Below are 13,388 nucleotides of genomic sequence, written 5' to 3' on the forward strand. Positions count from 1 at the left end.
ACTCAGTTAGGCGCCTGGCCTTAACTGTGGGACGCGTATTCTACACATCCAATCTGCTGAAGCAAGCGCTTTTTGCAGACTTTTTTGAGGCTTCCGAAGCGGACTCTAAAGACCTCCCGGAACCTCCGGATCACCGCTTCCGGCGACCCTCGAAGTGGCGCGCATTATAGCGACCTCCCCGACCTTGGCAACCCCTTTTTGAATTAAATTTTCTTAAGAAAATCAATCACTTGGAGCTGCCTCCTCACTGCGTCTCAAGCAGCGAGGGCGCGAACTATACGGCCTCCGGCCGGGCTCCGCAAGCCCTTTTTTGCAATTTGATGAAATTAACCTTTGCGGCGCCCGGAAGGCGGGAGTTGATCAGGCCGCCAGCTCGAACAGGTGGTACTTCTTCTTGCCCAAACGCACGATAAAGAAGCGCCCGGCCAGGGCGCTGGCCGCGCTGAACACCGACTGCGGGTCGCCGTTGCTGTCCATGCCCACCGCCTCGCCGTTGACCAGTACCGCGTTGCGCCCCAGCGCATCCTTCACCGGTTTGCCGGACGGCGCCATGCCGGCATCGACCAGCAGGTTGATCAGACTCTGGTCGCCGAATTCCACCGGCAGAGTGGAACTGGGCAGGCCGTCCAGGCGCAGCTGCTCGAGGTCCCCGACGGACAGCTCGGCGATATCGCCGGAGAAGAGAGCGCGGGAGATGCGCTCCGCCCCGGCCAGCCCCTCGTCGCCGTGCACCAGGCGGGTCACTTCCCGCGCCAGTATGCCTTGGGCCTCAGGTTTACCGGCTCGCTCGCGGTCGGCCGCCTCTATCTCGTCGATCTCGTCGACGCTCAAGAAGGTGAAGTAGCGCAGGAACTTGTACACATCCGCGTCGGCGGTGTTCAGCCAGAACTGGTAGAAGGCGTAAGGCGAGGTGCGCCCGGCATCCAGCCAGATGGTGCCGCTCTCGGTCTTGCCGAATTTGGTGCCGTCCGCCTTGGTCACCAGCGGCAGCGTCAGACCGAAGACCTTGCCGCGGTGCTGGCGGCGGGTCAGGTCCACGCCACCGGTGATATTGCCCCACTGGTCAGAACCGCCGATCTGCAGCGTGCAGTTGTGGCGTTTGTAGAGTTCGGAGAAGTCCATCGACTGCAGCAGCATGTAGGAGAACTCGGTAAAGGAGATACCCTCCCCCTCGCGCTGGATGCGCTGCTTGACCGACTCCTTGTTGACCATATTGTTGACGGAGAAATGTTTTCCCACGTCGCGCAGGAAATCGAGCACATTCAGATCGCGGGTCCAGTCCAGGTTGTTGACCACCAGCGCGCTGTTGTCGCCGCAGTCGAAATCGACGAACTGGGATACCTGCGCGCGGATCTTCTCCACCCAGCCGGCAACCACCTCCGGCGTGTTCAGACTGCGCTCCTGCGCCTTGAAAGAGGGGTCGCCAATCAGGCCGGTTGCGCCGCCAACCAGCGCAATCGGCTTGTGTCCTGCCGCCTGAAACCTCTTCAAAGTCAGCAGCGGTACTAGACTGCCAATATGTAGGGAATCCGCGGTGGGATCGAAGCCGCAATAGAGGGTGCGGCTCTCCGTCAAATGCTGCGTCAGCTCGCCGTCACCGGTCGCCTGATTGATCAGCCCGCGGCGGTCCAAGTCTTTAAGCAGTGTCGCATCGACCCCGGCCATGGTTTCCCCTCGTAGTCAGTATCGTGAATAGAGCCGCCGGATGGCGGAAAAATGGGCTGCAACATTACCGCACTTTGCGCTAAATACAAGTTGCGGTAACGACTGGCGCGCAGGGCGCCCAACACAATAGCCAGGGAGCCGGTACACAGGAACTCAGTCATGGACAGACTTGTCAATTACCCCGTGATAGACGGCGGGAATTTTGTTATAAAGCCGCCTCAGTGCTCGTTTTTTAGGCATCGGAAGCCCGGGACATCGATAACAACGACAACCAGCGCCAATCATTAAGACCATGCAGAACCAACGCAAACCGACACCGCGCCTGCTGGGCGCCCTGCGCCAGCACTTCCCGCGCACCCACGCCGTCACCGCTGGCGTCGCCAGCTTTGCCCTGGCGCTGACCATGTTCGTCTCCACTCCGGACGTCGAGGCCAAGAGGCTCTCGCTGCCGGTCAACCTCCCCAGCGTCGAAGCTGAAGAGACGGCCCCCGCCATATCCAAGGCAGTGATGGAAAGCGCCCCCGCCGAAAGTGACCTCCGCGCCCACAGCCTGCAGGTAAAGAATGGCGACACCCTGTCCGATCTGTTCAAGCGCGCCGGGATCAGTGCCGCAGAGATGTACAAGCTCCTCGCCAGTGGCAAGGAGGCGAAACAGCTGGCGCGGCTGACGCCCGGAGAGAAGCTCACCTTTCATGTCAGGGCCGACGGCACTCTGCAGAGCCTGGAGCTGCACAGGGACCGACTCAACCTGGTTGAATTCACCCGCGGCGACGCCGACAAGTTCAACTACGCGCTGCACCAGCGAGAACCCGAAAGCTATACCGCACACCGCCAGGCGGAAATCGACAGCTCCCTGTTCGTCGCCGGCAGCGAAGCCGGCCTCAGCCATGACCTGATCATGGAAATGGCCGAGGTGTTCAGCTCCGATATCGACTTTGCACTGGATATCCGCAAGGGCGACCACTTCAGCGTGATGTTCGAGGAGAAATTCCTCGAGGGCGAGAAGATCGGCAACGGCCCCATCCAGGCCGTGAGCTTTACCAACCAGGGCAAAACCTTCAGCGCGGTGCGCTATGTAGACGCCAACGGCGATGCCAACTACTACACGCCGGATGGCAAGAGCATGCGCAAGGCCTTTATCCGCACCCCGGTCGATATCGGTCGCATCAGCTCGCACTTCAACCCGCGCCGCCTGCACCCGATCTTCAAAACCCGTCGCCCGCACAACGGCACCGACTATGCAGCGCCCCGCGGCACGCCGGTTTACGCCGCCGGCGACGGTCGCGTGATCAAGGCCGGCTACAGCAAAGCCAACGGCAACTACGTCTTTATCCAGCACGGCGAACGTTACGTGACCCGCTACCTGCATCTGCACAAGCGCAAGGTCAAGCGCGGCCAGCGTGTCAAACAGCGCCAGGTGATCGGTACCGTCGGTTCCACCGGCTACGCCACCGGGCCGCACCTGCACTACGAATTCCTGGTCAACGGCCGCCACCGCAACCCGGCCACCATAGTGCGCAAGCTGCCGAAGGCAAAATCCATTCCCGCCTCCGAGATGGCCCGCTTCAGAGCCCAGACCCAGCCGCTGCTGGCACAGCTCGAGAGCTATGAACAGCCGGCCCTGGCGCAAAACAGCGAAAGCGACGACAACAACATCAATTAGGGCGGAGCAATGCCCGATCTCTACATTGGCCTGATGTCCGGCACCAGCGTCGACTCTATCGACGCGGTGCTGGTCGACTTTGGCGACGAAGACACCATCAAGCCGCGTATCCACACCGCCCTCGGCCACCCGATCGAACCGCCGCTGCGGGATGCCATCCTGGCACTTTGTGCACCCGGCCCCTCCGAACTGGACCGCGCCGGCCAGTTGGACCGGCAGATAGGCCAGGCCTTCGCCGAGGCCGCCAACACACTGCTGGCGCGGGCCGGCGTCGAGGCCGGCGAGGTCACCGCCATCGGCAGTCACGGGCAGACGGTGCGACACCGACCGCCGGGCACCGTCGCCTCCCCCTTCACACTGCAGATCGGCGACCCCAACACCATAGCCGCGCTCACCGGCATCACCACGGTGGCGGACTTCCGCCGCCGCGATATGGCGCTCGGCGGCCAGGGCGCACCGCTGATGCCCGCCTTCCATCGCGCCGCCTTCGCCACCGACCGCAGCCGCGCGGTGGTCAATATCGGCGGCATGGCCAATATCACCGAGCTGGCCGCGGACGGCAGTGTCTACGGCTACGACACTGGGCCCGGCAATGTGCTGTTGGACTACTGGATAGGCCTGCACCAGGGGCAGCCCTACGACCGCGAAGGCGCCTGGGCGTCCAGCGGCCGGGTGCACCCGGAACTGCTGAACCGGCTGATGGCCGACCCCTACTTCGCCGCCAAGCCGCCGAAAAGCACCGGCCGCGAGACTTTCAACGCCAGCTGGCTGGAGCAGGCCTGCGCCGGACTGGAACTGGCGCCGGCGGACGTGCAGGCGACCCTGGCCGAGGTCACCGCGGCGAGTATCGCCGAGGCGGTGCACCTGTTTGCCGATGGCGGCGAACTGCTGGTATGCGGCGGCGGCGCCAAGAACAGGGATCTGCTGTCGCGACTGCGCCGGCGCTTGCCGACCTGGTCCATCGCCGATACCGGCAGCTACGGCATAGACGCCGACTGGCTGGAAGCGGTGGGCTTTGCCTGGCTGGCGCGGCAGACGCTGCTGGGACTGCCGGGCAACTGCCCCGGGGTGACCGGGGCGCGGCAGGAGACGGTGTTGGGAGCCATTTACCCAGTCTAGGGTGTGTCGGCGCCGCGAATGCGCGGAGCGGCTGAGCCACCCCGGGGATGTTTCACGACTTGTCTCGCTAGCTAGAAGGCAGAGCCGCCTCGAGCCGGCTACAGAGCGCCAAAACTTCGCGGGCCGAACCGGATAGATCGATCGCGGCCGCGGGCCGCTCCTACAAGGTAGAGGTTCTGGACTAGATCGAGAAGGAGGAACCGCAGCCGCAGGTGGAGGAGGCGTTGGGGTTCTGCACAACGAAGCGGGAGCCGGACAGCCCCTCCTCGTAATCGACACTGGCGCCGACCAGATAGGGGTAGCTCATCGCATCGACCAGCACCTGGATACCATCTTTTTCGACCACAGCGTCATCCTCGGCCACCAGCTCGTCAAAGGTGAATCCGTACTGAAAACCGGAACAGCCACCACCGGTCACAAAAACTCGCAGTTTCAGCTCCGGGTTGCCCTCCTCTTCCAGCAGGCTCTTGACCTTGGCCACCGCCTTATCGGTCACCACAACCGGTTCGGGAGAAAAGGATACAGCTTCTGACATAGTGCTCTCTCAGCAAATCGAGACATTCACGTCTGTATAAAAGTATACCGAGCGCAGCCTCGCGGCCGCCATCTTGCTAAAACCGAGAATTTCAGTCAAGTATTGCGGGAAGTGGCGGGCTCCGGCGCCCGAGGCGCGCAGGAGCCCGGGATGGCGGGAAGAGCCTTATTCGGCTTCGATAACGGTTTCATCCGCGTATTCGATCATGCGCGGCTCGCCGGCGCTGTCGATCTCCACGTTGGAAACCAGTGAGCCGTTCACCTGGGCGCCCTTGACCATCTCGATCAGCTTGTAGTGGACATTGCCCTCCACCATCGCCTTGGAGGCCAACTCCAGGTGGCGCGCGGCGTAGACGTCGCCCTTGACGTTGCCGTTGATGACTACCTGCGGAACGCGGATCTCCCCTTCCACCTGGCCGCCCTCGACGATCTGCAGGCGCGCGTCGCTGTCGCTGTGGGCATTGACATTGCCTTTGACCTTGCCCTCGATCACCAGATTTCCGCGGAAATGCAGATCGCCGGACACCTCGGTCTGGCGCGCAATCAGGGTCGTGTGGTTGCTACCGGAACTGGCCATAGTTGTTGTCTTCTCTTTTTTACTAAACATGTTTCAGTCAAACCTCGTCGGTTCAGCGCCGCTGCTAGCTCTTCTGTACCAGCCAGCCGTAACGCTGCTCTATGTTGAAACCCTTGCGCCCGCTGGATTTAAGCGACAGTTCGACACCTTCCGGCTCAAAGCCCTGGGGCAACTGTAGCTCGCCTTCGATATTCTGGAAGTACTTGAAGCGCAACGGAATCGATTCGCTATCCACCTGTGGCGACAGGTCGCGGAGCGGGTAGCGTTTTGGCTGTCCATCCTGGCGGCCCACAACGGTGAAGGTCGCGTGCCCCTTCACCAAATTGTGTCGCGTGGCCGACTGCTGCACCAGCAACTTGTACTGGTAGCGGCGCGTGTCGGCGGTCTGCGAAATACTGAAGCGGCCGATGGAGACGCCATCGCTGCCGTCGGCCGGCGCCATCAGGCCCCGGTAGAAGGAGATTTCCTGCTTGAGTTCGGCGATGCGGCTCTCTTTCTCCACCAATTCGGCGCGCACCTTCTCACTGGCCTGCTCCCCGATCGCCAGGGACTGTTCGGCGGTCGCGGCGCGCAGACGCAGAGTTTCGTTCTCCTGTTTCAAGGCCTCCAGCTGCTGTAGGGCCCGCTCGTAAGCCAGGCTTTTCTCGTCCAGGCCCTTGCGCAGGTGGTGCTGGCCGGCGAAATAGGCCGCGGCGGAAGTGGCCAGCACCAGCAGGGCCACCCCCCCAACGGAAAGGACACCGGAAAACGGGCGATGAGGCACCACCTTCATGCGGTACTGCTTGCTGCCTTTTACTTTGCGCGCCATGAAATCCGCTGTTTTTATCTGGTTTTTGTTTCGTCGTGATAATTCTGCCCGATTCTAAGGCAGCAGCGCCGGGCTCTCCAACCCCAGCGTCTCATTTAGGCCGAACATGATATTCATGTTCTGCACCGCCTGCGCCGAGGCCCCCTTGGCCAGGTTGTCGATCACCGACATGACCACCAGCGTATCCCGCCCCTGTGGCTGCGCCAGGGCGATGCGGCACATATTGGTGCCGCGCACGCTGCGGGTCTGCGGGTGACTGCCAGCCGGCATCACGTCCACGAACGGCTCATCCCTATACCGACTCTGAAACAGCTGCTGCAGTTCCTGCGCCGACTGGCCGGATTGCAGTTTTGCGAACAGGGTCGCGTGAATGCCGCGCACCATCGGCAGCAGGTGCGGCACGAAGGTCACGCACGCAGCGCTGGCGCCCGCCGGCTGCACCCGGCGCAGCCCCTGCTCTATTTCCGGGAGATGGCGGTGGCCGCCGGCGGCATAGGCGCGGAAGTTGTCGCTGTTCTCCGCCAGCAGCAGCTCCGTCTTGCCCTGGCGACCGGCGCCGCTGGCACCGCTGGCGGCGCTTGCGATCAGCTGCTCGGGATCCACCAGCCCCGCCTCCAACAGCGGAATCCAGCCCAGTTGGATCGCTGTCGGGTAGCAGCCCGGGCAGGCGACCAGCTGCGCGCCGGCGATCTCCGCGCGGTTCACCTCCGGCAGACCGTAGACCGCCTGCACCGCCAGCTCCGGCGCGGCGTGTTTCTGCCCGTACCACCGCTCCCAGGTGGCGATATCCTGCAGGCGGAAATCCGCGGACAGGTCGACGACGCGCACACCGCGGCGGATCAACTCCGGCACCTGCGCCTGCGCCACGCCGTGGGGCGTCGCGAAAAACACCAGATCGCAGGCGGCCAGCTGATCCACGTCCGGCTCGCAGAAGGCCAGTTCACAGTGGCCGCGCAGGCTGGGAAAGAGCTCCGCCACCGGCGTGCCGGCCAGGGAGCGGGAGGTGATGGCGGTCAGTTCCGCCTGAGGGTGCGCCGTCAGCAGGCGCAACAATTCCACACCCGTGTAGCCGGTACCGCCGACAATTGCTACCTTAATCACCTTGTTCGATTCTCCCTGTGGGCCCGCCGACCACCGCGGCGGCGGTTTTAGATCAGCGGAGCACTCTACCACAAGCTCGGACACATTAAGGACGCGCTGTGCCGCAGCCACCCAAAGACACCAGAAAACACACAGATGTCGGCTGGCCGCAGCGGGAGCGCGGCCTGGAAAAGCTGCGCCTGATGCTGTCGGCCCAGGATGCGCTGGCGCCGCTGCTGGTGCTGGCCCTGCTCACCGGCACCTGTGCCGGCATGGTCACAGTCGCCTTCCGTCTGCTGAGCGAGTGGCCGGCGCAGCTGTTTCTGCCCGTGCCGGACCGCTACGAAGCCCTGCCGCCGCACTGGCGTTTCGCCCTGCCGGTTGCCGGCGGGCTACTGCTCGGCAGCATGTACCTGCTGTTGACCCCGAGCCGCCGCAACGTGGGTGTGGTGCACGTGCTCGACCGCCTGCACAACCACCAGGGGCGGATGCCGCCGCAAAATGCCGTGCTGCAGTTCTTCGCCGGCGCCACGGCGCTGGTCAGCGGCCACTCTGTAGGGCGCGAGGGGCCGGCGGTGCACCTGGGCGCCGCCAGCGGCAGCTGGGTGGCGCGCCGGCTGCGGCTGCCCAACAACTCGGCGCGCAGCCTGCTGGCCTGTGGCGTGGCCGCCGCCATCGCCGCCTCGTTCAACACGCCGCTGGCGGGCGTGATCTTCGCGATGGAAGTGGTGATGCTCGAGTATTCGGTTGCGGGCTTCCTGCCGGTGATACTGGCCGCGGTCGCCGGCAGTGCCACCGCGCAGATCGCCTTCGGCCGCCAGCCCGCGTTCAATGTGCCCGCGATCCAGCTCACCTCCCTGGCGGAGTTGCCGGTACTGTTGCTGTGCGCGCTGGTCATCGGCACTCTGGCCGCCGTGTTTATCCGCGCCCACCGCTGGCTGGCGCCGCAGCAGCGCCGCTCGCCCCTGCTGCGCTTCCTCGTCGTGGGCGTCACCACCGGCACCCTGGCCATCTGGGTGCCGGAAATTCTCGGCACCGGCTACGACACTCTGGAGGTGGCCATGCTCGGCGAGCTGGGCCTGGCCTCGCTGACGATCATCGTGCTGGCGAAGCTGGCGGCCACCGCGATAGGCACCGGCCTCGGCATTCCCGGCGGTGTCATAGGCCCGAGCCTGTTTCTCGGCGCCTGCCTGGGCGGCATCGCCGGCGGACTCACCAACCTGTGGCTGGGGGAATACACCGCCAGCCCCGGTTTCTACGCCATGGTGGGCATGGCGGCGATGATGGCTGCCCTGCTGAACGCGCCGCTGGCGGCGCTGCTGGCGATTCTCGAGCTGACCTACAACCCCAATGTGCTCTTCCCCGGCATGATGATGATCGTGGTGGCCTGCCTGGTGAGCCGGAATTTCTTTGCTACCGAAGGGATTTTTCAGGAGACGCTGCGCGCACTGGACAAGAGCGGCACCCCCAGTTGGCGGCAGCAGATGCTGAGCCGCGTCGGCGTCGCCAGTGTGATGGAGCGGCGATTTGCCGTGGCGCCGCAGAAAATCCCCGAGGCGGAGGCGGTGCGGCTGATCGAGCGGCACCCGCAGTGGATTCTGATCGATCTGCCGCAGGAGCCGGCACCGCAGCTGCTGCTGGCCGCCGACCTGGCCAGTTTCCTGCTGCGGGTCAAAGATGCGCGCGAGGAGGCGCGCAAAAGCGGAAAGGAAAAAACCGCTGCGGAAGAAGCGGAACCGGTCGACCTGCTCAAGCTGCCCGGCAAGCGCGAACAGCTGGCGGAGCTGAGCTGGCGCGCCACCCTGCTGGAGGCGCAACAGAAACTGGAGAGCAGCGGCGCCGGCGCGCTTTACATCAGCCGCGGCCACGACGGCGCACTGGACAACAGCGTCGCCGGCATTATCCTGCCGCAACATATCGAAAATTTTTACCGCAAGTAACTATCTTAATTTCCCGGGGGGGCACTCGATGCCGTGGGTCAAAGCTTTTCACCTGGTCGCGATGGTCTGCTGGTTCGCCGCGCTCTTCTACCTGCCGCGCCTGTTCGTCTACCACGTGGACGCCACCGACGCGGTCAGCCGCGACCGCTTCTGCATCATGGAGCGCCGCCTGTATCGCGGTATCGCGACGCCCTCGATGATCGCCACCATCGCGCTGGGCATCTGGCTGCTGAGCTTCAACTGGGTCTACTACAAGAGCGCCGGCTGGCTGCACGCGAAACTGTTTTTCGTCGTGCTGCTGATCGGCTACCACCATATCTGTGGCGCCTATGTGCGCAAATTCGCCGCCGGCACCAACACCAAGAGCGGGCGTTTCTTCCGCATCTTCAACGAACTGCCGGTGATCGCACTGATCGCCATCGTGATCCTGGCGGTGGTCAAACCGTTTTGACATTTGGATAAATGGGCGCCGCATCACTCCGATGGGGCGCCGCACAACAACTAGAATTAGGCGCACAGCAACCGCTAGCCTGCAATTAGCCTATGGACACCCGCCAACCCGTTATCCTGACCGTCACCCACCACGATCCCAGTGGCAGCGCCGGCATTGCGGCGGATACCGAGACCGCGGCCAGCCTCGGTTGCCACTGCGCCTCGGTGGTCTCCGCAATCAGCGTCGGCGATACGGGGGAGCTGCTCGGCGTGGCGCCGGTGGACGACAGCCTGCTGGTGGAGCAGGCGCGCGCGATTCTCGAGGATATGCCGGTGGCGGCGATCAAGGTGGGCTACCTGGGTTCGGTGGAGAACGTGCGCGCGCTGCACAGCGTGCTGCGCGACTACCCGAATATCCCGGTCATCATAGACCCGGACGCGACCCTGGCCGACAAGCAGAGCCTACTGGCGCCGCCGCTGTGGGAGGCGATGACCTCTCTGCTGCTGCCCTACGCCACCATGGCCTGCCCCAACCGGCGCGAGGCCCGCGCCATGGCGGTGGAGGCGGACGTGCTGGACGCCATGGCGCAGGAGCTGCTCGAGAGCGGCTGCCGCTACCTGCTGCTGACCGGCGTCCCCTGCGAACAACAGTTGGAGAACCGCCTCTATGACGAGCGCGGCCTGATCCGCCAGTTCCACTGGGAACGACTGCCGCCGACCGCCTACGGCGTCTGCGGCACCCTCGCCACCGCCATCGCCTGTCATGTCGCCCACGGCCTGACCATCATCGAGGCGGTCAGCCGCAGCCAGCAGTTCACCTGGAAAGCGATTGCCGACAGCCGCCGGCTGGGTATGGGGCGGCCGATTCCGAACCGGCTTTTCTGGTGTAAGCGCTAGTTTTCCAGGCTTTTAAGCCATGCCCGTCGCAAGCTCAAGCTTCCGGGCGGTCCCGCAAACAAATCCCGGCATCAGGACCTTCGCATCAACATCCTGACTTCGATCGGTAAAGAACGGCGGAATCCAATGCGAAGGGACTGATGCCGATGGCCTTTCGGGGCTGTCGGCCGGAGGGACCCGGCCGACAAGCCTCCAGAGATGGATTCACGGCGTGTCCCGCAAAAGGCCATCGGCAGCAGGCCCGCCACTTGGCCAAATAGAAGGCACGTTGTACCACCGGCTCATGGCCGCGATAATAGCCCGCTGTATTTCCAACCCATTCCCCTCCAAAATTCCCGAGCGAGTGAAATGAGCAAATCCGAGCAACTCTTTGCCGAAGCCCAGCGAGTTATTCCCGGCGGCGTAAATTCACCGGTGCGCGCCTTCCGCGCGGTGGGCGGCACGCCGTTGTTTATCCGCCGCGCCGAGGGCGCCTACCTCTACGACGCCGACGACAAACGCTATATCGACTATGTGCAGTCCTGGGGCCCGATGGTGCTCGGCCACGCGCACCCGGACGTGATAGAAGCAGTAGTCGAGCAGGCCCAATCCGGTCTCAGCTTCGGCGCGCCCACGGAGCTGGAGACCGAGCTGGCGGAAGAGCTGTGCCGCCTGTGGCCGAATATGGACCTGGTGCGCCTCGTCAACTCCGGCACCGAGGCCACCATGAGCGCCATCCGCCTGGCGCGCGGCTATACGGGCAGGGACAAGATAGTGAAGTTCGAGGGCTGCTATCACGGCCACTCCGACTCGCTGCTGGTCAAGGCCGGCTCCGGTGCCCTGACCATGGGCGTGCCCTCGTCGCCCGGGGTGCCGGCATCCCTGGCCGATCACACCATCACCCTCTCCTACAACGACGCCGACGGCGTGCGCGAGTGCTTTGCCGAAATCGGCGACCAGATCGCCTGCATCATCGTCGAGCCGGTGGCCGGCAATATGAACTGCATTCCGCCGCAGCCCGGCTTCCTGGAAACCCTGCGCGAAGTCTGCGACCAGCACGGCGCGCTGCTGATCCTGGACGAGGTCATGACCGGCTTCCGCGTCAGCCTGACCGGCGCCCAGGGCCACTACGGCATCGAGGCGGATATCACCACCCTCGGCAAGGTGATCGGCGGCGGCATGCCGGTGGGCGCCTTCGGCGGCAAGCGCGAGATCATGGAGAAGATCGCGCCACTGGGCCCCGTCTACCAGGCTGGCACCCTGTCCGGCAACCCGGTGGCCATGGTCGCCGGCCTGGAAACCCTGCGTCTGGTGCAGGAACCGGGCCTCTACGAATCCCTGGCCGCCAAGACCGACCGCCTGGTGGAGGGCGTACTGGCCGCGGCCAGCGAGGCCGGTATACCGCTGACCGCCAACAGGGCCGGCAGCATGTTCGGCTTCTTCTTTACCGAAGAACCGCAGGTCACCAACTACCAGCAGGTCATGGCCTGCGACAACGCGCGTTTCAACCGCTTCTTCCACGGCATGCTCGAGGAGGGGGTCTACCTGGCGCCGGCGTCCTACGAGGCAGGCTTTATGTCCGCGGCGCACAGCGACGAGGATATTGAAAACACCATCGCCGCGGCGAAAAAAGTGTTTACCACCCTGGCTTGAAGAGAGGTAGAGCAGTCATGTCCTTGTCGATCAATCGGGGAGCCTACCCCAATACCCGTCTGCGCCGGCTGCGCGCGCAGGATTTTTCCCGCCGCCTGGCGCGGGAAAACCGCCTCAGCTGCGACGATCTGATTCTGCCGCTGTTCGTGATCGAGGGCCGCGGCGAGACCCAGCGCGTCGCCTCCATGCCCGGCGTCGAGCGGTTGAGTGTGGATCTGCTGGCAAAAAAGGCGCAGCAGCTGCTGCGCCTCGGTATTCCGGCGGTGGCGCTCTTCCCGGTGGTGGACCCGGCGCACAAGTCCGATGACGCCCGCGCCGCCTACGACCCGGACGGCCTGGCCCAGCGCGCGGTGCGCGCACTGAAGGACGCCGCGCCGGAACTGGGCGTGATCACCGATGTGGCCCTGGACCCCTTCACCAGCCACGGCCAGGACGGCCTGATGGACGACAGCGGCTATATCGTCAACGACGACACGGTGGAAGTGCTGGTACAGCAGGCCCTGTCCCACGCCGCCGCCGGCGCCGATGTGGTGGCGCCGTCGGACATGATGGACGGGCGCATAGGCGCGATCCGCGATGCGCTCGAACGCGAGGGCCATGTGAACACGATGATCATGTCCTACGCGGCCAAGTACGCCTCCGCCTATTACGGCCCCTTCCGCGACGCGGTCGGCTCCGCCGGCAACCTGAAGGGTGGCAGCAAGGCCAGCTACCAGATGGATCCCGCCAACGGTGACGAGGCGCTGCACGAGTGCGCGCTGGACCTGCAGGAGGGCGCCGACATGATCATGGTCAAGCCGGGTATGCCCTACCTGGACATAGTGCGGCGGGTCAAAGACGGGCTGAAGGTGCCGACCTTCGCCTATCAGGTCAGCGGCGAATACGCGATGCACTGCGCCGCGTTTGACAACGGCTGGCTGAATCGCGAGGCGGTGATATTGGAATCCCTGCTGGCGTTCAAGCGCGCCGGCGCGGACGGCGTGCTGACCTATTTCGCCGAGGAGGCGGCGCGGCTGCTGCAGAGCGTTTAATCCCTCTGTG

At 64.3% G+C, this 13,388-nt stretch carries 12 protein-coding genes; 7 read left to right on the top strand and 5 right to left on the bottom strand.

The window, feature by feature from the left end:
- Positions 1-360: 360 nt before the first annotated feature.
- Entirely contained in the window at positions 361-1,665 is a 1,305-nt protein-coding gene (tyrS, locus tag ACXAF3_RS16320) for a tyrosine--tRNA ligase (RefSeq protein WP_475113358.1), read from the bottom strand.
- A gap of 292 nt (positions 1,666-1,957) precedes the next feature.
- Between tyrS and ACXAF3_RS16325 the strand changes: the two genes are divergently transcribed.
- Together ACXAF3_RS16325 and ACXAF3_RS16330 are read left to right on the top strand one after the other, a co-directional pair.
- Entirely contained in the window at positions 1,958-3,328 is a 1,371-nt protein-coding gene (locus ACXAF3_RS16325; RefSeq protein WP_475113359.1) for a peptidoglycan DD-metalloendopeptidase family protein, read from the top strand.
- Positions 3,329-3,337: 9 nt separating this feature from the next.
- The gene (locus ACXAF3_RS16330; RefSeq protein WP_475113360.1) at positions 3,338-4,447 is read left to right on the top strand and encodes an anhydro-N-acetylmuramic acid kinase; all 1,110 of its coding nucleotides are present in this window, start codon (positions 3,338-3,340) and stop codon (positions 4,445-4,447) included.
- Between the two features lie 181 nt (positions 4,448-4,628).
- On the opposite strand, the gene erpA is transcribed toward ACXAF3_RS16330, so the two are convergent.
- From erpA to argC, 4 genes are all read right to left on the bottom strand, one after another.
- Positions 4,629-4,982, bottom strand: a complete 354-nt coding sequence (gene erpA / locus ACXAF3_RS16335) for an iron-sulfur cluster insertion protein ErpA (protein ID WP_475113361.1) — start codon at positions 4,980-4,982, stop codon at positions 4,629-4,631.
- 165 nt (positions 4,983-5,147) lie between these two features.
- Positions 5,148-5,558 (bottom strand): bactofilin family protein, encoded by a 411-nt coding sequence (locus ACXAF3_RS16340; RefSeq protein ID WP_475113362.1) that lies wholly within the window; start codon positions 5,556-5,558, stop codon positions 5,148-5,150.
- Between the two features lie 64 nt (positions 5,559-5,622).
- Positions 5,623-6,366: a DUF6776 family protein gene (locus ACXAF3_RS16345; RefSeq protein WP_475113363.1), complete on the bottom strand. Its 744-nt coding sequence runs from the start codon at positions 6,364-6,366 to the stop codon at positions 5,623-5,625.
- Between the two features lie 54 nt (positions 6,367-6,420).
- The gene (gene argC / locus ACXAF3_RS16350; protein WP_475113364.1) at positions 6,421-7,467 is read right to left on the bottom strand and encodes an N-acetyl-gamma-glutamyl-phosphate reductase; all 1,047 of its coding nucleotides are present in this window, start codon (positions 7,465-7,467) and stop codon (positions 6,421-6,423) included.
- A 98-nt stretch (positions 7,468-7,565) separates the two neighbouring features.
- On the opposite strand from argC, the gene ACXAF3_RS16355 reads away from it, so the two are divergent.
- The 5 genes from ACXAF3_RS16355 to hemB all read left to right on the top strand — a co-directional run bounded on the left by ACXAF3_RS16355 (position 7,566) and on the right by hemB (position 13,378).
- On the top strand, positions 7,566-9,386 hold the full coding sequence (locus ACXAF3_RS16355; RefSeq protein WP_475113365.1) for a chloride channel protein: 1,821 nt from the start codon (positions 7,566-7,568) through the stop codon (positions 9,384-9,386).
- 28 nt (positions 9,387-9,414) lie between these two features.
- Positions 9,415-9,837 carry a protoporphyrinogen oxidase HemJ gene (gene hemJ, locus ACXAF3_RS16360; protein ID WP_475113366.1) on the top strand — a complete coding sequence of 141 codons (423 nt, stop codon included), beginning with the start codon at positions 9,415-9,417 and terminating at the stop codon, positions 9,835-9,837.
- A 92-nt stretch (positions 9,838-9,929) separates the two neighbouring features.
- Positions 9,930-10,715 carry a bifunctional hydroxymethylpyrimidine kinase/phosphomethylpyrimidine kinase gene (gene thiD, locus ACXAF3_RS16365; protein ID WP_475113367.1) on the top strand — a complete coding sequence of 262 codons (786 nt, stop codon included), beginning with the start codon at positions 9,930-9,932 and terminating at the stop codon, positions 10,713-10,715.
- 348 nt (positions 10,716-11,063) lie between these two features.
- Positions 11,064-12,347 carry a glutamate-1-semialdehyde 2,1-aminomutase gene (hemL, locus tag ACXAF3_RS16370; protein WP_475113368.1) on the top strand — a complete coding sequence of 428 codons (1,284 nt, stop codon included), beginning with the start codon at positions 11,064-11,066 and terminating at the stop codon, positions 12,345-12,347.
- Positions 12,348-12,364: 17 nt separating this feature from the next.
- Positions 12,365-13,378 carry a porphobilinogen synthase gene (gene hemB, locus ACXAF3_RS16375; RefSeq protein ID WP_475113369.1) on the top strand — a complete coding sequence of 338 codons (1,014 nt, stop codon included), beginning with the start codon at positions 12,365-12,367 and terminating at the stop codon, positions 13,376-13,378.
- The last annotated feature ends 10 nt before the right edge of the window (positions 13,379-13,388 follow it).

It is taken from the genome of Microbulbifer sp. ABF4_143 (assembly GCF_056160225.1).